The 21,339-nt window shown below is 36.0% G+C and carries 23 protein-coding genes; all 23 read right to left on the bottom strand.

Translation table 11 applies throughout. The features are described 5' to 3' along the window. Nucleotides 1-102: 102 nt before the first annotated feature. On the bottom strand, nt 103-369 hold the full coding sequence (locus tag KYI10_06100; GenBank protein ID QYA31969.1) for a hypothetical protein: 267 nt from the start codon (nt 367-369) through the stop codon (nt 103-105). Nucleotides 370-379: 10 nt separating this feature from the next. Beyond that, nucleotides 380-2,176 (bottom strand): phage tail spike protein, encoded by a 1,797-nt coding sequence (locus KYI10_06105; protein ID QYA31970.1) that lies wholly within the window; start codon nt 2,174-2,176, stop codon nt 380-382. Beyond that, nucleotides 2,173-2,607 carry a hypothetical protein gene (locus KYI10_06110; protein ID QYA31971.1) on the bottom strand — a complete coding sequence of 145 codons (435 nt, stop codon included), beginning with the start codon at nt 2,605-2,607 and terminating at the stop codon, nt 2,173-2,175. The genes KYI10_06105 and KYI10_06110 overlap by 4 nt, the downstream gene beginning before the upstream one ends. Continuing rightward, nucleotides 2,600-7,786, bottom strand: coding sequence for a LysM peptidoglycan-binding domain-containing protein (locus KYI10_06115; protein QYA31972.1), 5,187 nt, complete (start codon nt 7,784-7,786; stop codon nt 2,600-2,602). Before KYI10_06115 ends, KYI10_06110 begins: the two co-directional genes overlap by 8 nt. Nucleotides 7,787-8,234: 448 nt before the next feature. Then, nucleotides 8,235-9,029 carry a hypothetical protein gene (locus tag KYI10_06120; protein ID QYA31973.1) on the bottom strand — a complete coding sequence of 265 codons (795 nt, stop codon included), beginning with the start codon at nt 9,027-9,029 and terminating at the stop codon, nt 8,235-8,237. 156 nt (nt 9,030-9,185) lie between these two features. Further along, nucleotides 9,186-10,397 carry a hypothetical protein gene (locus KYI10_06125; protein ID QYA31974.1) on the bottom strand — a complete coding sequence of 404 codons (1,212 nt, stop codon included), beginning with the start codon at nt 10,395-10,397 and terminating at the stop codon, nt 9,186-9,188. A gap of 39 nt (nt 10,398-10,436) precedes the next feature. Then, entirely contained in the window at nt 10,437-10,820 is a 384-nt protein-coding gene (locus KYI10_06130; GenBank protein ID QYA31975.1) for a hypothetical protein, read from the bottom strand. Then, nucleotides 10,775-11,296, bottom strand: coding sequence for a hypothetical protein (locus KYI10_06135; GenBank protein ID QYA31976.1), 522 nt, complete (start codon nt 11,294-11,296; stop codon nt 10,775-10,777). The genes KYI10_06130 and KYI10_06135 overlap by 46 nt, the downstream gene beginning before the upstream one ends. 75 nt (nt 11,297-11,371) lie before the next feature. Continuing rightward, nucleotides 11,372-11,926, bottom strand: coding sequence for a hypothetical protein (locus KYI10_06140; GenBank protein ID QYA31977.1), 555 nt, complete (start codon nt 11,924-11,926; stop codon nt 11,372-11,374). 88 nt (nt 11,927-12,014) lie between these two features. Next, complete coding sequence (locus tag KYI10_06145; protein ID QYA31978.1) at nt 12,015-12,395, bottom strand: minor capsid protein; 381 nt, start codon at nt 12,393-12,395, stop codon at nt 12,015-12,017. Between the two features lie 4 nt (nt 12,396-12,399). Next, on the bottom strand, nt 12,400-12,882 hold the full coding sequence (locus KYI10_06150; protein QYA31979.1) for an HK97 gp10 family phage protein: 483 nt from the start codon (nt 12,880-12,882) through the stop codon (nt 12,400-12,402). Then, nucleotides 12,872-13,204 (bottom strand): hypothetical protein, encoded by a 333-nt coding sequence (locus KYI10_06155; protein ID QYA31980.2) that lies wholly within the window; start codon nt 13,202-13,204, stop codon nt 12,872-12,874. Before KYI10_06155 ends, KYI10_06150 begins: the two co-directional genes overlap by 11 nt. A gap of 11 nt (nt 13,205-13,215) precedes the next feature. Continuing rightward, a complete protein-coding gene (locus tag KYI10_06160; protein ID QYA31981.1) occupies nt 13,216-13,599 on the bottom strand; it encodes a hypothetical protein in 384 nt (127 codons plus the stop codon). A 17-nt stretch (nt 13,600-13,616) separates the two neighbouring features. Further along, on the bottom strand, nt 13,617-13,892 hold the full coding sequence (locus tag KYI10_06165; protein ID QYA31982.1) for a hypothetical protein: 276 nt from the start codon (nt 13,890-13,892) through the stop codon (nt 13,617-13,619). A gap of 41 nt (nt 13,893-13,933) precedes the next feature. Then, nucleotides 13,934-14,938 (bottom strand): major capsid protein, encoded by a 1,005-nt coding sequence (locus KYI10_06170; protein QYA31983.1) that lies wholly within the window; start codon nt 14,936-14,938, stop codon nt 13,934-13,936. 26 nt (nt 14,939-14,964) lie between these two features. Continuing rightward, complete coding sequence (locus tag KYI10_06175; GenBank protein QYA31984.1) at nt 14,965-15,339, bottom strand: hypothetical protein; 375 nt, start codon at nt 15,337-15,339, stop codon at nt 14,965-14,967. A 13-nt stretch (nt 15,340-15,352) separates the two neighbouring features. Next, on the bottom strand, nt 15,353-15,958 hold the full coding sequence (locus tag KYI10_06180; protein QYA31985.1) for a phage scaffolding protein: 606 nt from the start codon (nt 15,956-15,958) through the stop codon (nt 15,353-15,355). Nucleotides 15,959-16,212: 254 nt separating this feature from the next. Then, the gene (locus KYI10_06185; GenBank protein QYA31986.2) at nt 16,213-16,479 is read right to left on the bottom strand and encodes a hypothetical protein; all 267 of its coding nucleotides are present in this window, start codon (nt 16,477-16,479) and stop codon (nt 16,213-16,215) included. Nucleotides 16,480-16,484: 5 nt separating this feature from the next. Beyond that, the gene (locus tag KYI10_06190; protein ID QYA31987.1) at nt 16,485-16,697 is read right to left on the bottom strand and encodes a hypothetical protein; all 213 of its coding nucleotides are present in this window, start codon (nt 16,695-16,697) and stop codon (nt 16,485-16,487) included. Beyond that, nucleotides 16,675-17,763: a phage minor capsid protein gene (locus KYI10_06195; protein ID QYA31988.1), complete on the bottom strand. Its 1,089-nt coding sequence runs from the start codon at nt 17,761-17,763 to the stop codon at nt 16,675-16,677. Before KYI10_06195 ends, KYI10_06190 begins: the two co-directional genes overlap by 23 nt. 4 nt (nt 17,764-17,767) lie before the next feature. Continuing rightward, nucleotides 17,768-19,387: a hypothetical protein gene (locus KYI10_06200; GenBank protein QYA31989.1), complete on the bottom strand. Its 1,620-nt coding sequence runs from the start codon at nt 19,385-19,387 to the stop codon at nt 17,768-17,770. 12 nt (nt 19,388-19,399) lie between these two features. Further along, a complete protein-coding gene (gene terL, locus KYI10_06205) occupies nt 19,400-20,794 on the bottom strand; it encodes a phage terminase large subunit (protein QYA31990.1) in 1,395 nt (464 codons plus the stop codon). Between the two features lies 1 nt (nt 20,795). After that, nucleotides 20,796-21,302, bottom strand: a complete 507-nt coding sequence (locus KYI10_06210) for a transposase (protein QYA31991.1) — start codon at nt 21,300-21,302, stop codon at nt 20,796-20,798. Between the last annotated feature and the right edge of the window lie 37 nt (nt 21,303-21,339).

Genomic DNA, 21,339 nt, shown 5'->3' on the forward strand with positions numbered 1-21,339 from the left:
GGTCCGCATAATAACAATTCAATAAGACTTGTATTATCGGATTGTTTAATCACAATATAATTATGATAATTATTCTTAGTCTTAAGTGTATTAATCTCCATCTTATTCCTCCACTTCTTTCGAGATTACCACTGGTATAATCTCCTTTAGTTTTGTTGCTTCATTAAGTTCTTTTAACGTTAAAAGAGTCGCATCAGTTTTCACTGATACAACTCCATCTTTTATTTCTAATTTTTCTGATTGTCTTGCTTTGACTTCATCAACCATGATTGCTCTGTCGTAATCATCATCTACTACGAGATTCAGTCCTGCTTTGACTATCTTTTCTTCTCCGTCAATAACCTTAGTTAATACTGCCCAGGCTTCCATATCATCCCTCCTAATAATCTGTTGTTCCAATGTATAGTGTCTTTACGTTTATACTCGATGCACTGTTCGATTTAATTCTGAAATAGAAGTTAAGCACTCTTTTTGTCGGTCTTCCTAAATCAATTAATAATTCATTCAACCTCTGATTACCTTTGCCTGTAACATCTACAATAACTGAATTGTAGTACGTTGTTGTTACACCGTCATAGCTAAAGACCTCTATAACGCCACTTCCACCATCACTCATGTAAGAAGAGAAGCTTACTTTGAGATACCTTTGGAAATGTATAACGGTATAGCCATCAAACTGAAGTGGTGTATTACTCGTTGTAGAGAAGAAACCATCGCTAATCTGAACACCATAATCTATTTGCGGCGGACTTACTCTGAATACTGACATTCCAACATTCAACGTACTGTTCTTTATTGGTTGAAATCCGTTAACATCACTCAATGTCACGCCTGAAGTAACACCAGTAATCAACTGTTGTTGCGACTGAATGTTTGTTTGTAACGTTGAAGTAGATTGATTAAATCCCTTTGTTACGTTTTGCAGATCATTAGATACTGTACCGATTTTTGAGTTGAGGGCTGTTGTTGATTCTGCCAACTTTCTTTCAACTTCTTTTGTGCGCTCTCTGGCAATCTGCTTCTGAACATCCTCCATTGTCCAAGGCTTGTCTCCAATGGTTACAGATTTATTATGCGGTTGAATCAAATCAATACTCTCTCCGATTATTTTCATCTTGTCGTTAATATTCAAAGGTGATACTTCTACAAGATGCATGTTATATATTTCTAAAGAGTCAGGACGTAATCCGATCAATTCTAAATCGATTGCATCTAACGAGATAGATACGTTTGCCACTTTCTTATTCTGCTCTTTTATCCACTTGTTAGCTGCTGCTTTTAAAGTTTCTGGTGTATACATGTCATTAAAATCTACTGCACCTGTTTGAACCCCATATATACTAATCAATTCAGGAATATCGATATATGGATTACCTTTATTAACATTAGCAATCGTTAATTTAATCTCTTGTCCGTTTGCAGTTTCACTTGATACTCCTAAAGGTTTTAGTCTTGTAATAATGTCGGTAGGATCTATCTTATATTGGATGTTTTGAAGATTTTCTCCGAGTGCAATTTTAGTACTCTTTTCTTTAGCGTAATCTTTATACCAATGTATGATATTTGCAGATTCAGTGATTTCAATGATTATTACACCACCGTATTTATTTACTAAATCTTCCTCAATGGTTGTCAAAGTATCTTTGTCATCATACCTATAAAAATATTTCTCTTCTTCTCGATATGTTTCATCTGCTGGTATCACAGGTTTAGGTACATCTACAGTCCCTACAGTAAAGCGTTTATATGTTTCAGCTCCAACTTCACTATTATGATGGTTGATAACTAACTTAAGTAAGTCTATTGGTGCTTTATCAAACTCAAACGACTGTTTTTGTAGGCTGTCCTTAAGAAATGCTTTTACACCTTCAAATGTCAGTTGATGCTTGAATTCACCACTTGATTCCATAGAATGATCAGGAGTTATTACACGACCTCTAAACTCATATTTTTTCTTTTTCGTATTGTAGATTTCAAGCATAGTCTTAAATGATTTGATATTAAACGCTGATTGCTGCAAGAAACTATGAAATAACGAGATACTTGATGAATCTATAGAATTTACCTGTCGTTCTAAAGTTGCTGATGATACTTCGGATATACCGTTCGATAAATCTAGTATTGTATATTTCTTAGTTGCATCATCAACGTTGTATAACTTTAACCGGTACATCATATCACCTCGCTATTATCAATTACGTTTCTAGCAAATGGATGACCTTCAAATACGATTTTGAAGTTGATACCATACGATAATATTTCAGGTTCAATATCAACGCATTTAACATAGTATTCTAAGTTTTCGTATACATCACATCGTAATTGACTCATAGGCTTACCATATAGCCATTTCTTAATATCTGTAATAATGACTGACCTGTCTTGATAATCGTTGCAGAATACAATCATTTCGAACGATATCTGTCTGTCTTCATAAGATGGTTTTCCATATAAAAAAGAGAAATCATAAGAACCACTCATATAAGGAACGGTTTCTTTGATTTCTTTCATTTTAGGAGTTGGAAAGCTATAGCTACTCATTAACATATTTCTAGAATGTGAATGTTCACCGTATATACTGAATCCAGCTTGTAATCTATTAGACATTCGCTAACCCCCTGTTTCTGTACTTAAGATTTTGTGCCATTTCTTTATCGATATCAGGTGCAACTTCTTTTGCGAATACCTTTTTATCAATTTTTAGTACTGTCTCTCTTTGTGCCATTAGACGTTGCAACTCTTTCTGTTCTTCTAGTAGCTGAATCATTCGCATAGTAAGTGCATCATCTTTAGTGAATCCAAGCTTATCGCCAGTATCTTTCCATATCTTCTGCTGTTGAACTCGTTGTGATGGATCATGACTGATAATCGATTCTGCAAAGCCACCCTCGGCAATCCATGCTATTTGAGGGATATTTACAATGCCGCCCTTAGCATATCCTGGTATCTTAAGCTTTCTTCCAGCGTAAATCATATCTGATTTTAAACCATTCAATTTCTTGATAGCAGATACAGATGTATGATATTTTGCTGCAATTCCACCTAATGTGTCGCCCCATTTAATATTATGAGTTCTCGTTTTTTTAGGTTTTGCTTTAGGTGTTACCTTAGCTTTAACCTTTGATGCTACAGTCTTCTTAGCAGGTGCTTTAGGTTTTGCCTTAGCCTTAGGCTTGGTTTTAGGTTTAGCAGTCAAATAGCTAGTTGCTCGACTTTGCAAAGATGTCTGTTGTTTCTTGATTGATGCAACTTCTTTGTCTTTAGCTTTAATTTCATTGTCGTAACCAAATCGTGAATGTTCATTTGAAAGATTGTTAACATAGCTAATTACTTGTTTCTGCAACTTATTAATTTCAAGGACATTCTTCTTACCTCCACCGACTAAAGTTTCTACACGAGGTATAGCCGACTCGATACCACCTGCAAGAATTTCTCTTAAGATTGTAGGATCTAATCCCATTTTTCTTAATTTTGTAACGTTTGCTGCAAACTTCTTCATTCTATTAAGTCGATACTTCATAAATGCTATAAAGTCTCTTGATGTATTACCTTTTGCCGCTTCAAAGCCTGCATATCCACGATAAGAATCTCTTATACTATCTCTAAACGACATTTTCGATTCTGTTAATGCTTTGCGCTCTTCATTTTTCTTATTAAGTTGATTCTGTAGTCGTTGTTTCTGTTTGACTAAGCTATTAAGAAAATTAGTTTTCAATACTTCGCTTTGTTTCAACTTCTTCAAACTGTTGATTTGTGCTTGATATGCAGCAATATCTGCACGTGCATTGTTTGCTACTTTGTTATTAGTAGCACGCTTAATTTTTTTTTCGAGCGAAGATATTTTACGTTGATGCGCTTTGATATCTTTCTTATATTTAGCAATAAGTTTTTTGTTTGAAGTCTTTTTAATCTTGCTATTGAGTGTAGCGATATTATTCTTACGGTTTTGTATCTCTCTGCTTGCACCTTTAATTTCAGCAGACTTAGAAGATTTTACAATCTTATTATTTAGAGTTGCTATCTTACCTTCATTTGATGCAATGACTGAATTTATCTTCTTGTTAATTGCATTAAGATTAGATTGCATCTTCTCAACCGGTAACTTACCAATATTCTTCATGTTGGCCATGATTAAGTTACCGATTGCGATATCTTCTTTACCAGTAACTTTACCACTCGTTTTACCTCGTTTAGCGATGGCACTACCTGTGTTATACATACGTTGTGCTTTACTTAATGCTTGTACTGCTGCTTTATGCGTTTTTGATTGTTGTGATACACTCTTTTTTAATCCTGTAATAGCACCTGTTAATTTAATAATCTGGCCAGGATAGATTAAATGATTTTTAATACCATTTAATAATTGCAGCGCTTTTACTGTAGTGCCATTTTTACGACTAATATCCCATAGTGTATCTCCCCATTTTACTTTATGAGTAGATGGTTTTTTAGTACCACTAGCATAACGCTTAGGCTTACCATTAACCATTCTGTCAGCTAAAGCTATGAGTTGATTTGCACGATTTTTACGCTTAGGAACAGTAGGAATTACAATCTCTTTACCTTCTTCACCACCACGATAAATAGAATCTTTAGGAATGATACCGCCATTCGCATAACCACCGCGCCATGTACCAGTTGCCATGCCCGGAATGTTAGTTACTGTTCCGTAACGAGACTTAATCCATTTGATTGAAGCAGTAATGTTATTAATAGGATTCATCATACCTTCAGTTGTTCCCATTAAACCTCTGTATGTTTGAGGAGTTACCTGCATTAATCCACGCGCTTCATTTCCACCTGTATTAACATCAACATAACCATTTTGAACAGCTGCAGGATTAAAACCGGATTCGTATTGAGCAATAGTTTTAAGATATGGAGCCCAGGATGATGGTACACCTGTTCTTTTAATAGCGCTTGAAATCCAGTTTGATATATTACCAGGAGCTGAAACACCTTTGAGTATTCCTGCACCACCGCCGCCTTTACCTTTCAAGAACTTAACAGGATCTAGTGTGTTAGCGTTAGTAAGCTCTGCAGATGCAGGGCTTTCTACTTGATAGTGTAAATGGGCGCCTGTAGTCCAAGCACCACTATTACCAGACTTTGCGATTGCATCACCTTGTTTAACAGGTCCTGTTTTCAATACCTTACTTAAATGTAGGAAGTATTGAGCGATTTTACCTGATAACAAACGTGCTACAATACCGCCGCCGTAGTTAGATTGTTGAGAAACAATACCGCTTGTCGGCGCATGAATTGTTGTTCCTGATGGTATACCTAAGTCGATACCATAGTGTCGTCCACCATTGAAAGAAGTAGGATATCCTGGCACTGCTGCGTTAGGGCTATATGGTGTAGTTCTAGGCCAATTAAGAATCTCGCTTCCGTCTGCGTTAGCACCACTCGCTTCATCAAGCCATCCGGTAACAACTTTAACAGCTTGTGTTTTCAATAAGTTATAAGCTTTACCCATCATGTCGCCAGGTAATCCAGCAATACCACTAAAGTCTACACCAAACTTTTTCATCGCAAGATCCACTAATTTACCAGGATTCTCGATGTATTCAAGTAAGTCTTCAGCAATTGCCACACCAGCTCTTGTTGTTTTTTCAACTTCCGAACCCTTTTTCGCTGTATAATCTAGGGCTTTTCTTGTCTTCTTGGCACCGACTACTTTATTTGAAGCTACTATGCCGTTGCCCAGACCTTTGACAAGCATACCCATACCAGGAGTACCTCTTGAATACCTAGCAGGTTCTAATAATTCTTCAGTTTGCTTGTTGTTATAAACATGTGTTCCTTTAGGCATCCAGAACGTTGTTTCTTTCTCGAATAATGCTGTACGTCCGTTTGGGAATTGAACAATTTCTCTTGTGCCTTTTCCGTTACCTGGGCCTTTATCTCCTACAGTCGCCCATCCATCTTCAGGATGACCTCCGGTACCTGTAGAATATTTGCTAGCATCAATTTTCCCCAAAGGTGGATCCATGTGCAAACTCTTTGCTACCCAGTTAACACCATCGATCATTAAATTAAGTCCACCAATGACTTTATCTTTCAAACCATTTTTCATTTCAACTGCTGATTTTACAACATCATCTTTCATACCGATTACGCCATCTTTAATCGATTTAATCCAGCTTTTTATACCATTCCAAGTGTTTTTAAATGCACCAACGACACCGTCTTTTAATCCAACTGCGGCATCTACCGTTGTTTTCTTTATAGACACCCAAGAATTATAAAGTCCTGATTTTAAATTCTTTATGATATTCATTGAACCTGTCCACAGATTCTTGAAAGCACCAATGACATTTTTCGATACTTTTGTTGAAGTATCCCATATAAATTTACCGAAATTCTTAAATAAATTGAGGATACCTTGCCACATGGATTTAAAGCTGCCTGCGAATAACTTAGCAAAGGCTAAGCCACCTTTAAGCAGTTTCCCATAGAATAATAATTGGACACCGTTCCAAATTAACTTTATGGCTCCGGAGAAGATATTCTTAATACCCTCCCACATTTTTCTGAAGTCACCAGTAAATAATCCACTGAAGACTTGGATTAAACCTTTTATGACTTGTAGACCGCCTTTTATTACACCCTGGATATTCTGCCAAACAGAGATGATTAAAAATTTTACTGCGGGCCAAACAAATTGCATAACTTTCCAAATTCCAATCATCGATGCCCCGACAACAGAACCAACGACTTTCGCTATATTCCCAAATGCCTTAAAAATTGAAGGTGCTTCATTTATCAAGAAACTGAAATGACTTTTCAGCTCTGTTCCAATAAATTTACCTATTTCAAAAATAGCTTTCCCTACTGTTGAAGCTAATATCTTAAAACCATTTTTCACTTTATCGATATTCGACAATATAAATTGGATCTGGTTATTATCAAAACCAAGTTGCGCTAAGAATGTAACACTAGAAATCGTTTTTCCTGACATAACATCTTTAATACCTTGCAAAGCATTTTTAAATTTCTCACGAAATTCAATTATTTTTAAGGCAAAATCATCAAGAGTTTTAATCGTTTTAGGTGAAATCCCAATACTTTTTAGTATGTCACGTCCTTGTTGCCCATCATCCTTAAAAAGAAGTTTAAATCCATCAATAAAACCTTTTATAGTCCCCTTGAACTCGGAGAATTTAGCAGCAAAATCATCTAACTTCTGTATTGTACTTGGAGACACTCCGAGTTTACTTAAAATCTGGCGTCCATCGCTTCCGTCATCCTTAAACAATAATTTGTAACCAGATATAAATCGACTTACTTTATCTTTATAATTATTTAGATTAGCAATAGAATCTTCGAGAAATTTCATTTGAGACTGATTTAAACCTAATTTCTTCATCATATCTCGACCTTTATCTTTATCTCCTGTAAAAAGACCTGATAAAGCCCCTTTAATAGCTTCTACTTTCCCTCCTAGATAATCAAAAGACTTAGCCATACCTCCAATGATTTTAACGCCGCCTTTTAAACCTTTATTAGCGATATCTAACGCAGGCCCACCATAAGAAGCAAGAAAGTCTTTCCAGGTGTTCTTCAATTGAGCTAAGTTCTTTTCATAGCTATCCGCTTCTTTTACACCCTGACCAAGTACACCAGCTGAAGTATGTTGCCTTATTGATTCTTGTACTTTTAGCTGTTCCTGTTGAGTAACACTTAACTGCTCCCATTTCTTACCGTATTTCTCTTGAGCTTTATCATTAAGCATTGTTTGAGACAAGTTAATCATAACTGTATCTGCCGAGTCATATTCCATTTTGTTATCCTAAAGGCTTTTTATCCTCTAGTTCTTATAGTTTCCTATAAGTTCAGCATACCTTTTCACCCTCAATGGTAGGGTGCCGGAAACTCGTGGGCGAATTACATTCTGCTGTACAGTTTCGTCGCCTATGCGTTGCGTGTGACCAATACTTTACTATTAGCCTTCCACTCTGATTAGCATATATTAAACATAATAAAAAGAGCGCCTAAGCACTCTTTATGGTATATGGTATGTTTGTGAAGTCTATGACGTATCCGTGCTTTGAAACCAAAAGATTTAAAGTATTTTCGTCTAGTACTTCATCAATGATATTTTTATAAATTTTTCTTTTAGTGTATGGGATGATTATCAATGGTATTTGTTTATCATAGGCGTAGTTAACTTTAATCATATCACGCATATATAAATCATCGTCAGCGTATCTTGAAGTTTTAAGATAGTGCTATTCGCCGTGATACTCAATAAGAAATCTATTATCAACAAAGAAATCGTATCGTAATTTTTTAATATATCTCAAATCATCGAATGTCATTTCTTTGTTAAATGATGCGCCTTTTCTTATAAGATACTGTTCAATGTCATAAGCAGGTTTAGATATTGAGTTTGCGCATTGCGAACACCTGTCATTACCACCAATTATATACTCATACCTTCTTGTAAATGTACTATGATTGCAACTGCATAATACCGTAAGTTTCGATAGCTTGTTTGAATATTCACCATCAATCCATTTCAATCCAAGATCATTCAAATTTGCTTCAACTTCTTCTTTAGTCTTCATTCGTTTTCTAGCTGCTGAATAATTTGCGCATTCACGACATTTAGTTGATGCTTTTCTAAGTACATTGTTAGGTGTCGTAATGAAAGTACCTCCACAATCAGGACATTTATGCTTGATTGCTTCATGACTCCCTTTACATGTTTCAATGTGTTCTATTTCAATGTTTAAACGTTTCTTTTCTGCTTTATAATGCTCATCATTCATCAAGAATTTTTCACTCATTTGTTTGTTCGTGCAATTTCTGCATTGTCTAGTTGGCTTTTGGTGAGTGCCTTTAAAACATTTCCACCAAACCTCAAATACATTCCCACACTTACATTGAAGAGTGATAAACTTTACAGTCGTCTTATTCGTTGGTTTCGTTTTTCTATTCTCTTGACTAATAAATTTACAATCAGAAATAGATTCAACGTAATCACGAATATAATCATCTGTTAAAAGATTATGTGTCGCCATATTTACAACCTCCTGAAGTTGCTCCTGAAATAAATTGAAGGGAAGACAGTCAGGAAACTGTCGTTCGGGAGCTACCCTATCCCTTATACCATAATACCATATTCCGTTTAATATTTAGCCTTCCAGTTTTCTTTCCCGGTGTTTATCTTGCTATTACTAGCAAGAGGGGCAAATATGTCTACCCTTAATAACAGCCATCATACGTCCAGTTGATTCTTCAATCGATTCATTAGCAAACGCCGAACCGTCCACAGTACGTTCTAACCACATTTTAGAAGTTTCGTATGCATCTTGTTCGTTTAATCCTTTCGATTTAAGTATTGCTTGATACTGCAGCATCGACTTCTTTAATTCGTTAGGATGTACATTATACTTCTGAGCCATCTCTCCAAGATACTTATCAGTTGTGTTCTTCATTCTGCCCATAACTTGTTCGTATTGGGAGTTTAACGCTTCAATTTCAGCAGTAGATTCAACTATCTTCTTTGTAAACTCTGTTATGCTTACAGTAGCTAATGCGCCTCCAATAACAGGTCCCAATCCTTTAAACGCACCTTTCAAGCCACCAACTGAACCAGTTGCGCCATCAATGTCTTTAGAAATATTTTTAGTAGAATTAGATAGATTTGCATCATCTCCAACGTTCCTAAGTTTTCTATCGAGTTGTTCAGCACGTTCTTCGACTTTACCGAATGCTACATTAGCACTCATAGACATCGATTCAAAATTAACATCTTTAATATCCTTATTTATCTGATCAAGTGTGTTATCTGCAACCTTACCAGTTGATTGTAATTCTTTTTTAGCTTTATTGAGCTCGCTATTGAGCTTATTAAAATCAACCTTATCATCAGTTTTCTCAAGTGATTTACTTGTCTTCTCAACATCTTTTTGTAGTGCTAGTAAATGCTTACCTGCTTCTTTCGCATCATCAGGTAATCCTTCAAGAAACTTAACATCATTCAGCTTATTCATATTGCGCTCTACACTGTTAACATTACGAATAACAGTTTTGAATGTATCGCGTGAATTTGCATCTAAAGACTTCCAATCAACACTCTTAATTTCTTTTTGAAGTGATTGCATCGTCTCTTTATTGATATTACCTGTATCTTTAAATTCCTTTTGAGCCTTTTGTAATTCAGACTGTAACTTCTTAGTATCGAAGTCTTTACCTGTTTCAGATAAACGCTTGTCAAATGTCTTGAGTGAATCATCTATAGCACCAAATGCTTTATTCATACGCTTTGTTGATTTTTCGGCCACCTTTGGCAAATTATCAAAGTTCTGTTCAAGTACCTTGAACTTATTCAACATCCCATCTACAGACATCGTAAATTTAGTACCTATTTCTTGTATGTTAGCCATATTATCCTCCTTTCCTTGTATATTCATTTAAATAATTAATTAAGTTTGTAATGCTTTTAATTGTTCAAGCTGCTCGAAGTTCCACTCTAATTCTTTAGGCATTTCAAGCGCTTTATTTTCTTTCATAGGATTTATGGTTTCAATGAATTCATATCTCCGTTTCGATTCTTTATCGTTATGCGCAGGATTCGCATTAATACGTGATAAGTGATTCATATATAAGTCCCATTTCTTCGCTTCTGCTTGTTGCTCTTCCTGTTCAATAATGATAATTAAATAAGCTAACGCTTCTTCAAGTGGCATATCAATGATTTCTGACCTTCCACCTAATTTATGCGCTAGCTTATATACAAGAGCGTCTTCAAGCTCATAACCACTTAGTTCACTGGACTTAGAGTCGCTTGAGTAACTTTCTCGCCCCATTTGAGACTCTTCTGAAAACTTTTCGTAGACTTTTTTACACGTTCGACAACCTTAGCTAAGTCATTAACTTCTGCAATTGCATCTACTACATCAAAGAATGTATCCATCTCTTGAAGTTTTAGTTGTTCTGGATGCACATCAGATAAGATTGAAATCAGTTCTAAAGCACTTTCAGGAGCAACCTCTAATAATAATCCGATTGATCCAGCTGAATCCTTAACGAACTGAGCTGATAATGCACTTAATAAATCTTTAGTATCCATATCTTCTTCTACCGTATCGAATAACCCTACTAAAGCACCGTTGATATTTTCATCAGCATTTAGTTCATTGATTAACGTTTTCAAAACTTTAGTAATAGCAAAGAACTGATATGGTCGCATCGCTTTGATTACTACTTCTTTTTTACTATCGTCTTTTAATACACCTTTTTCATTAACGTATTGAGTGATTAATACTTTTACTTCGTTTGTCATGTTTTATTCCTCTTTTCAATTAATTATTTAAATAAATATAGAAATAACCCTACTAGCATAAGTAGGGCTATATTGTTATTCAGCTGTAGCTTGTCCGATTTGGAAGAAGTTGTTTGGTTGACTCATATCAAAGTTATCTTTAGGATAAGCTACGAATTCTAAATCAAATTTACCTTGTTCATTTTTAAATGCTCGTTCGAATCCTGATGTAGATGCAACTTTATAGATAACAATATCCATAGATTTATCTTCAGCTGGTAGTTGGCGTGGGTGGATTTCCATTTTTACTCCACGATCTCGGTTAGATGAACCTAATGGACCATCTGTAATACCAATCAATTTTGACCCTGCACTATCCTTAATAGCATGTGCACCGGCCATCGCCAATTGAATCAATTCTAGAGTTTCTTGAGATACAGTCATTTTAACTTTTACTTCCCAACCGACAACTCGATTATCAATATCATTTTCGCCAGTATCTTCGAATTGAATTTCCTTAAACTTAGGTTCAATAGTAAGAACCCCACCTTCTGTTTGTAAGAAGCTAGTACCATCTCCTGTTGCTTTACCATCAAAGTTGAGAGCTTTGCTGTCTGTACCTGTCAATTTAAAATTAGCCATACCGAACATGATACTTTTATCAAATGCATTCATATAATTTATTCCTCCTGTTTTTTTGCATAAAAAATAGACATCGTTTCAGATGTCTAAATATGCTTTAGTTTTCAATTCTTAAAGTTGTTCTAAAATTAATGCTATACTCCATCACATTGTCCTCTACACCTATCCTAAGTGGCTCAGACAACGCTTCAATGAAGTAAACATGTATTACATTGTTTTGCTCGTTAATTAACCAATCGCTCTTCTTATGGAGCAATGCATAGACTTTAAAAGCTATGTCTTTGCACCTATCAAAATCACTTGATCTGATATAGATTTGATAGTGCGGATATTTCATTTCATCATCATAGATACCAGGCTTTTCTCCACCATCCGAATATACTGTACCTGTATTGTCGCCCAACGTACGGTAGTCGACTGACCAAGTAAGCCCAGCTATATTTTCTCTTAACAGATTCATGATTGACTCTTGTATCATCAGTCTAACCCTCCAATACTCGCGCTAGAATTCTTTCGCACATTATATTCCAGTCGTCTTCAGTAACTTTAACCGCATTAGTAAGATACTTTCTTCCTGGCTTATATCCATTGACATTCGGTTTGTTACGTGTGTTCTCTCCACGTCCATTTTTATAGTATTCAGGGTACTTAACACCTCTTTGATATTTAGGTCTAACACCTTTACTTTCGGGCTGCTCATGCACTCTCAGAGCGTATTTCATGTTGGTACCTATAGTAATCGAGAATGTCTTACCTTCAACTATTACTTTAGAAGTATTTATTGAGTCTTCTAAGTCTCCTGAATCACGTGGAGCAAGTGCTTTTGCGACTTCTTCTACTCTTAATCCAAACTTACCGAGTTCTTGAATAACGATCTTAGTAAATCGTTGATCAAACTTTTTGAAGTAACTTTGCAGTTCTTTGTAATTATCATCAAATTCAAATTTGAAATACTCATCGGCCATCAACAAACACCGTCCTAAATAGAACGCGTGAACCTGTAACGTTAGTTGCTTCCTCGTAAGAGATAACTTTACCTGTACCATCGTTACCATCCATATCGATATAACTGATTTCTTCTCCTTCTTTGACAATCATTTGAGAAGGTACATCAATTTCAATGTTTGTGTTTGTTTCAGTACCAGTTGCTGTAATAATCAAGTTAGACTTACGTCTGACACGCGCTTTAGACTCTACTTTTTCTGTTAAAGGTCTACCATATTTATCAGTCAAAGTATTATTCCCATAGCTTTTAATAGCTCTATGAACTAAAACTCTTTGATTCATTGGAGGTCTCATTATATCAACCTCCCTGTTCTACCTAAGGATGTCTTTCGTTCCTCAGCTAGTATTCCATCTATAATCGCTAGTAGCGATGGAGATAGCTTTTCGTGATTGAATACGACTTTAACATCCTTAACTGTATAGTCTTCAACGTTATGTCGCTTAAGCACTCCAAAGCCTTCTTCTTCCGCTTCTAACTTGTAATCAAGTTGCAGATATACCATTCGAGGATTTAACTCGATACCAGGGAAGTAATCCTTAATATCTTGAATGGCCGAAAACAAATACTTCGGTAAGTCTTCACTTGGTACTTCATTAATATAATCAGGTAATGGCATGATGTTCATGTATGCCACTGTGCCATCGATTAATGATTGATGTTGTTCCAATGTTTCCATAACATCACACCTTTACATTATTCTGCTGCTGCTTCTAATGCTTTCACGTAGTCAGCTTTTACTGCTCCATTTTTACCTGTAGCAACAACTTCAAGGCCTTTTTCTTCGACTAGTGTTTTAAGCTCTTCTACATCTAAATCTTTATAAGATTTTTCAGTTGTTTCAGTCGCATCTTCAATTGTCACTAAGTCTTTCACATTCTCATACTCTTCTGGAGTAAGGTCTAAAGACTGTCTAAAATATGCCTGTCCTTTGTGAATTACAGTACCTTTATCTACATATACTTTGGGCATCTTTAAGTCCTCCTATTATTTAATAAATAAGACTGTCTAAATTAGACAGTCACAATTACATTTCCATTAAAGTTTTTAGAAACAGGTAATGTTACTTCACCAACGATTGTTTTTTCTCCGATTGGATCTTGAGAAATAACACGATAAGCAAACTTACCTTTAGCGAAGTTATTTTCAGCAGCAGGACCACTTAACGTAGCACCCATAATCGCAGCATGCAAAACAAATTTGTTGTCTTCTAAGTGTGCAACATCATAAGTTGTACCGTCAGCGTTCTCTAAAGTAGTGAAACCTTTTTCAAGTTCTAGTGCTGGATAACCATTAGATTCGAATAAATCAGCAATTTCACCATCTTTGATGATACGAGGTTGTAATCCATCACGATATAATTCGTCTTTAACCTGTTTAGAACGTTTGAATAATGCATAAGTAGCTTCAGTCATAACAATGTAACCTGGTTCTTTGTTACCATTAGTTAACTTATACTGAGCAATTGCCGCTTCAATGTCAGATAACGGTGTTGAGTTAGCAGTGTCAGACCATTTTGTAGTGGCAGTCATGTCATTCCCATCAGGACGTTCTAATTCAAACTGAATCTTAACGTTGTCACGTTTATCTTCATAATTGAAACGACCACGATATGTTAATTCAGCTCGAATCAATTCTTTAGTATCTTCAATACCTTCAGATAATTCAGCTGTGCTTAGTAATGTACGATCGATAATGCGCTGACGCTCTTCGTCATTACGTGGATTGCGGAACTTAAACATATCTTCTTCATCTAAGTGATATGCGTGAGCGATTTTAGTTAATTTCGCCACTGCTTGTTTCGCTTCTCCTTTAGTTCTTACAGGAGTACCTGCGTTAAATCCAACGATAGAACCTGCAACAATCTTTTGGTTTGTCACTAAGTCGTATACGCTTGAAATCTCATCAACTTGCTCAACAGGATAACATTTAGCAAGTCTATGTTCTTTAGTAATCGGCGCTTCAGCGATAAATGCTTGTAATGCCGGTTGTTCAAATTCTTTAATCTCTAATACCATTTAATTCCCTCCTAGTTTTATATTGATTAAACGTCAAACGTTAATCTTCCTTGAGTTGCTGTTTTAAAGTTTGCAGTTACACCTGTGCAACGCTCTTCAATAAGAGATGCTTTACGGATAGCTGATACTAATTCATTTGTAGTAGTATCTTCGATAACTACTTCTTCTGAACCTGTAATTAATGCACCTTTCATTGTTGCTGGTGTATCGCTTGCCACTAATTCAAATAAACCAGTAGATTCATTTAAGAAAATAGCAGTAAAAGGTTTAATCACTTGGCCTTTTTTAAGTTTAGAAGCGTCTAATACTGCGTTACCCACTTTCCATTCTACTGCTTTAAAATCGCGGAATGCTGTAGGAGCATTATTATATTGAGCGCTCACTTTTGGTCTTAAATTCATTTAATTTTCCTCCTTAATCTTTATTAAATAATCGTTTTGCATGTGCTTTTCCGACTTCAGATAAGTCTGGGTCTTTACCACCATTTCCTTGTTGTCCTCCAGGATTAAGGTTGTTAGGTGGCTTTTCCGGATCGTTATTAATATCTTTGTCTTTAGGATTGATTGGACAATTAAATAAATAGTCGTCAGTTGATTTCAGATTAGTTAATTGCTCGTTTAGACCGATTAACTGCCCGTCTTCATTAATTTTTACAGTGTCTAAGTCTATTAAAGCTTTAACTGCTCTTTCATTTTTTGCACCGGCTTCGTTTAATGCTAATTTAATTTCATAATCCAATTTCACTTGATTCACTAAATTCTGATGTGCTTCGTCCTTATCCTTATTAGCTTGTTTCAATGAATCAATCGTTGCGTTTAATGCTTCAGCATCACCAACTTTAGTTTTAATTTCATCAAGTTGGTTATCACGATCAGCTACTTGCTCTTTAAAAGATTTCACTTCTGCTTTCAATGATTCATTTTCTTGCTTAATTGGATTGACATCTTTACCGTACATTTCCATGATTTTATCAACTGCTTCTGCTTCAATGCCTAATTCCGTTAAATCTTTACGTTCCATATTAATTCTCCTCTTTTCGTCTACATTTTATTACGCTGTAAAGTCAGCGATTGACTAGCTTGTTGACGTACAAGCGAACGACACTTACATTTATAGCGTCGATAAGCTGGACGCGTGAGTATGATGTCACTCACAAGACCTGATGGAATACCACCATCATGAGATACTTAAGTGATCACTTTTCCTTTCTGGACGTGAGTTTTAAAGATATCCATAATAAAGAGACCTTTTAACGTCATGTCTAGGACGGATAATTAATTAACAGGCAATTCAGCGATGTAATTAAATATTTTTCGTTTAAATCTTGTATCAGCTTCACACCATAACCATTCATTAATTTCGCTAGGTACATTCATTTCTCTTGAACCAACTGCACTATGTAAATCATATTGCTTTAATTGGTGTACGTTCTTCGCTTTAGATACTGCTAAATCAAATGCTTCATTCACAAATTTGGTAATTTCGACATCTACTACAGTTGTTAAATCATAAATTTTATCATGCTGTTCCATTTCACTCACTCCTTTTAGTAATTAAATATTCTCATCTTGGTCATCTCTAACATCCCAACAGCTTCGGTCTTAGTTATATCTGAAAGCATTAAACCAATGTTCTTTTCCTTATCTCTATAAATGATGATGACATCCTCGACATCATACTCATCAATCGCATTTTGCAATTCATCTGCTAAATTTTGAGGTGTAAACTTTTTATAACTATCCAGTTTTACTGTTTTCATCTTTAACAACACCTTTCATTTGTTGTCGTAACTCTTCAAACTTACTCGGATTATTACGCTTGATATTTCGATATGCACCAATATTCTTCGGCGCTTTATCACCTAATATCGCTTTCATCTTCATGTAGTGCTTATCTTCTTGTCTTGCGATACGTTTCTTATCCTGGTCTTGTTTGTATGCATCTTTTTGTTTCTGTGCTCTTGGATCAATATCAGGATTAAATGACTTCGCTTTGACAACAGCTTTATTGATTTCAGACTGACTTTTATATTCAATTACGAATGGTCTGATACGGCATTCGCAATTCGGATGCAATGGAAATAGTTCGTATACATTGATATGTGGGAATCGTTTATCTTCTCCGTCAATGCTGAAAACATGGTTACGATATCTGGCACATACGCCACAGGTAGGCTCTCTTCCAGTTATCGTTACGAGATTGACACCCGCTTCTTCATATCTAGTTAGATGACCATGATTCGTTGCTGTCCTCATTTTCGTTCTGACAACTGTACGTGAGTAGAAGTCCAAAGGTAACTGCTTACCATCTACAGTCTTAAACGAAGTAAATCCGTCTTGTAGGAATGTATCTGATACGCGCTTTATGATTGCTTCACGATTGTTGCCATCTAAAATCCCTTTGCTTATATCACTTCTGACTGCTTCTAATGTCTGTATATAACTATTATTAAAGTTTTCTTTAGCGGTTCTAATTGCTGCTTGCATGTCTAACATCGCATCAGTAACGATATTCGATAATGCTTCAACGTTAGCTTGTGTCTTAAAGTCTGCCTGCACTACACTATCAACAATAGCTCGACCATTTAACTGAATACCTTTCTCTTGTAAATCTTCTGTAGCTTCATCAATCGCAATAAAATAGGACTTCGCTAATTCAACAGGTAACACCTCTTGAACAGTAAGTCCTAGTTCATCAAATATTTTATTGATTGTCAGTAATGTTTTTTGTACATCACTATCTTTTAAATGATCAGTATTATGCAGGAGTGATACAATGTGCTTCTTCAATTCATCAATCAGCAATGTTAATTGTTCAGCGTTCATCTAATCACTCCTTGATTGGATTTCCTAATTCATCGAGCGGTGTTCCATCCGGTTGTCTATTGTTTAAGAAGTTATTCAACGTATTATTGCCATTTAATACGCTCATACTGTCTTGAGATGTCGATTCAGATTTAATACGTTCAACCTCTTCATACACCCATTCATCTGTCTTATCAGGATTATTCAGTCTCACTGTCTCTTCAAGCGATTGAACTTTAGCATTGTACTTCGCAATATTCGCATCAGTGATTTCCTTTTCTGGCACCGGAATCATCGCTTGAACTGTGATGTTAGGCTCTTCAATGATGATACTGTCGTTCTCTTTATTCGCTAACCATAAGGCACTCTCGAATAACTTCTTAAGAAATTCAACATAATCATTTCTGATTTGTTCTGCTTTCATCAAAGATACAAGTAAGTCATAGAATTTTGCTACACCAGACTGTGGACTTGCAGTATCTGTTCTTACAAATTCCATTGCTGCTTGTGATGTCTGTGTTTCTGCTAACATCCCTCTAATAATGTCTTTAAGATAAGCCATATCACCTATTTTATCGACATCAATCTGATGTATCTGCATGACTTGACCATTCTCCCCGATTTCTTGTATCTCTAAATCTCTATGATCAATCTTGTTTTCATCGCCATATCTATCCGCTGCAATTCTTCGTAAAGTATCCATTGTTTCACTTGTAATACTGATACGTGGCTTACCATTACGCTCAAATGTTTGTGATGCTCTAGTTAAGGTCCAGTTCACTTCATCTTGTCGCCCTGCAAGTCCTTTAAGTTCAGATGAACCTAGCTTATTATAGAACGTTGCATTATTCGCAAGATAAGCTATAAACGAACGCTTACGTCCTTCAAACTCTTGATATAACTGTTCGATACCTATTTTTTCTTGAATAAAAGATAAATCCTCTACCTCTTCAAGTTGAGATTCACCATTTCTTCTGAATAACTTATGAAGTATAAGAAGTCTGTCCTCATCTTCACGTTCAGTATAAATATGGACGTAATCAATACCCGCTTCTTTCTCTTCTTCAGTCTGAGGTAACTCATATACTAAATCATATCCATGACCATCATCATGAGGATAATAAACATTACGCTCCTTGAACATCAGCTTTAACTGTCCGTTAATCATAGAAGGGACAGCTACGATACCACCATCAACTAATAATTGAGTGATGTTCATCTTATGATCAATCTTTGAGTTCTTAACAATCTGGTCTATCGTCTCTTGCTGCAAGTCAATGACTTCACTGTTGTATGAATTATCAACTGTTCCCTCAATCATTTTCGCTTCTTCTGTCGTTGTATCATTTGCTAACTCTTCCTTATTCGGGAAGTTAGTCTTTACCTTACCAATCCCTCGACTGATTAACAGTGAAGGTGTATCAACGATAATTTTACAGATGTTAAGCATGAGATAAGGTGTCATTACGTTCTTAGCGTTGTACTCTCCATATTGTAAGATATCAATTATCTCGCCTTTACTGATTAACTCTTTGGCTCTAGGAAAGATATTTGCATGTTTACCATCGTATAAATCACGATAGAAATACATGTCATCATGCTTTTTCTTTATAAAATCTTTATCAAACTTCTTCCACTCGTTCATTGTCGCCCTCCTTTACCATGCGTTACTTGTTATTATTCCGGCTGGTCGTTTTTGACCGAATCTATTTAAAGCTTGTGTCATTGCATCTACTTGGTCATCGTGTTTACCGTTTGGAAATACTGCTGATTCTTCTACTAAATCACTAGTGAAAGCTGCATTCGCAGGCAGATAAACATTGCCCGCTTCTAAATAAGGCGTAATCGCTTGTGCTCTTACGACCTTACCGCCTTCAGGATTGACAGGTATGATACCACTAATCTCTCGTTTAAGCGTTGAAATAACCGCTGGACCATTTGCTTTGTCCTCAATCAATATCGTTCTAATACGTGAATACTTTTTAGCTAGTGACCTAACCGCCTGTACAGCAGTTGGGAAATCCATCTTCCCTCTTACTTGATCTAACAAGTACATATCAGCACCGACTTTGCCCCATACTTGACCGACAACATAGTCAGATGTATCCGCGTCCTTAAATGTTAAATCCCAACTGATTAATTGATTATCAAACCGAGATGGCGGTGTTGTATAGTACTTCCACCAACTGCGATTAAATAACGTACCTTCTCCTGGAGACGGTCGTTGTTGGTAAAGTGATGCCCATGTCTTACTTCCGACTTCTCGTTTCTTAAGGTCTGCCCATGATTCATCGTACCCAAGTTCCGGACAAAGCGCCTCACCTTCTTCACGTCCAAGTAAATCGTCATCATCTTCTGCTATTGCAGGTAATCTTAATCGCGTCCAATTATATGGACTCTTATCTAACAAACGACCAATAAGGTCATCTTCATGCCATCGTGTCATAACAACAATAACCGATGCTCCTTTATGCAAACGAGTAGATAAAGTAGATTCCCATTCAGACCAAATCTTTTCTCTGATTGTTGGAGATTGAGCTTCTTCGTTATTCTTGATTGGATCATCAATAATCATCAAGTCTGCACCTTCACCGGTTATTGAACCACCGATACCCGTTGCAATCATTCCACCTCTTGAACCGGATATGCCCCAGTTATTAGCAGCACTCTTTTCGTCTGATATCTTTTCGCCAAACACTCTATCACCGAACTCTTGCAATTTATTCCGATTAAGTCGACCAAACTTTCTTGCAAGACTATCAGAATACGCTGCTGCAATAACACGTTTACCAGGATTCTTCCCAATAAAAAAAGACGGAAATGATTCCGTCACTGTCATTGATTTACCATGTCGAGGTGGCATTTCAATTAATAAATATCGTTGTTCTCCATCTGCTATAGGTTGTAACTCATTGCATATCAATTCGGTATGTCTAAAATGCTGATATGATCCATGATGTACAGTAACAACGTAATCTTTATAATATCGTCTCGATAGTTCTAACTTAGCTTGTTCAGCTAACGCCCTTTTTTGTTCATCGGTTAAATTCAACTTAACCACCACCTAAATTAGCAAGTTTTCTAAGTTCGTCTTCCGATAAGTTATTAAGAGCATTGACATTATTCGTTATCTCGCCGCTATGCTCTATATCTCGCTTATCTCTCCACTCATTAGGTTTACGATTCTTAAGCCAGAATATCATCGCTGTTGTGTCAGGTGGTATTTCTTCTTCAATTTCAGTAACCTCTACATACTCTTCAGTAAGTACATAACCATCTTCAATGTATGTTCTTTTCAACTTCAGAGGAACTTGTTTGACTATGGTTCTCTTTGTAGCTTTCTCATATAATGATTCTTCTACACGTATATCAGCAATCGTCTTATTTCTTTTTAAGGCGTCCGAAAGAGCCGGTTTAGACTTTTTATATTCCTTAAAAGTTGAATAAGCAACTCCTAACATTTTAGCTATTTCTTCATCGATATAGCCATCTCTACACCATGCTGATACTTCTTCTAATCTCGGTTCCACATGTGTGTCATATTTAGTTATTCTTGCCATCTCATATATCACTTCCTAACACGCTAATTGCTTTAAT

The organism is Macrococcus sp. 19Msa1099, from assembly GCA_019357535.2.
GTDB lineage: Bacteria > Bacillota > Bacilli > Staphylococcales > Staphylococcaceae > Macrococcoides > Macrococcoides psychrotolerans.

Bases quoted from the DNA above. Each gene is read 5' to 3' on its own strand.
- KYI10_06100 (QYA31969.1), bottom strand. From the start codon at position 369: ATGGAAGCCTGGGCAGTATTAACTAAGGTTATTGACGGAGAAGAAAAG.
- KYI10_06105 (QYA31970.1), bottom strand. From the start codon at position 2,176: ATGATGTACCGGTTAAAGTTATACAACGTTGATGATGCAACTAAGAAA.
- KYI10_06110 (QYA31971.1), bottom strand. From the start codon at position 2,607: ATGTCTAATAGATTACAAGCTGGATTCAGTATATACGGTGAACATTCA.
- KYI10_06115 (QYA31972.1), bottom strand. From the start codon at position 7,786: ATGGAATATGACTCGGCAGATACAGTTATGATTAACTTGTCTCAAACA.
- KYI10_06120 (QYA31973.1), bottom strand. From the start codon at position 9,029: ATGGCGACACATAATCTTTTAACAGATGATTATATTCGTGATTACGTT.
- KYI10_06125 (QYA31974.1), bottom strand. From the start codon at position 10,397: ATGGCTAACATACAAGAAATAGGTACTAAATTTACGATGTCTGTAGAT.
- KYI10_06130 (QYA31975.1), bottom strand. From the start codon at position 10,820: ATGGGGCGAGAAAGTTACTCAAGCGACTCTAAGTCCAGTGAACTAAGT.
- KYI10_06135 (QYA31976.1), bottom strand. From the start codon at position 11,296: ATGACAAACGAAGTAAAAGTATTAATCACTCAATACGTTAATGAAAAA.
- KYI10_06140 (QYA31977.1), bottom strand. From the start codon at position 11,926: ATGTTCGGTATGGCTAATTTTAAATTGACAGGTACAGACAGCAAAGCT.
- KYI10_06145 (QYA31978.1), bottom strand. From the start codon at position 12,395: ATGATACAAGAGTCAATCATGAATCTGTTAAGAGAAAATATAGCTGGG.
- KYI10_06150 (QYA31979.1), bottom strand. From the start codon at position 12,882: ATGGCCGATGAGTATTTCAAATTTGAATTTGATGATAATTACAAAGAA.
- KYI10_06155 (QYA31980.2), bottom strand. From the start codon at position 13,204: ATGAATCAAAGAGTTTTAGTTCATAGAGCTATTAAAAGCTATGGGAAT.
- KYI10_06160 (QYA31981.1), bottom strand. From the start codon at position 13,599: ATGGAAACATTGGAACAACATCAATCATTAATCGATGGCACAGTGGCA.
- KYI10_06165 (QYA31982.1), bottom strand. From the start codon at position 13,892: ATGCCCAAAGTATATGTAGATAAAGGTACTGTAATTCACAAAGGACAG.
- KYI10_06170 (QYA31983.1), bottom strand. From the start codon at position 14,938: ATGGTATTAGAGATTAAAGAATTTGAACAACCGGCATTACAAGCATTT.
- KYI10_06175 (QYA31984.1), bottom strand. From the start codon at position 15,339: ATGAATTTAAGACCAAAAGTGAGCGCTCAATATAATAATGCTCCTACA.
- KYI10_06180 (QYA31985.1), bottom strand. From the start codon at position 15,958: ATGGAACGTAAAGATTTAACGGAATTAGGCATTGAAGCAGAAGCAGTT.
- KYI10_06190 (QYA31987.1), bottom strand. From the start codon at position 16,697: ATGAAAACAGTAAAACTGGATAGTTATAAAAAGTTTACACCTCAAAAT.
- KYI10_06195 (QYA31988.1), bottom strand. From the start codon at position 17,763: ATGAACGCTGAACAATTAACATTGCTGATTGATGAATTGAAGAAGCAC.
- KYI10_06200 (QYA31989.1), bottom strand. From the start codon at position 19,387: ATGAACGAGTGGAAGAAGTTTGATAAAGATTTTATAAAGAAAAAGCAT.
- KYI10_06210 (QYA31991.1), bottom strand. From the start codon at position 21,302: ATGGCAAGAATAACTAAATATGACACACATGTGGAACCGAGATTAGAA.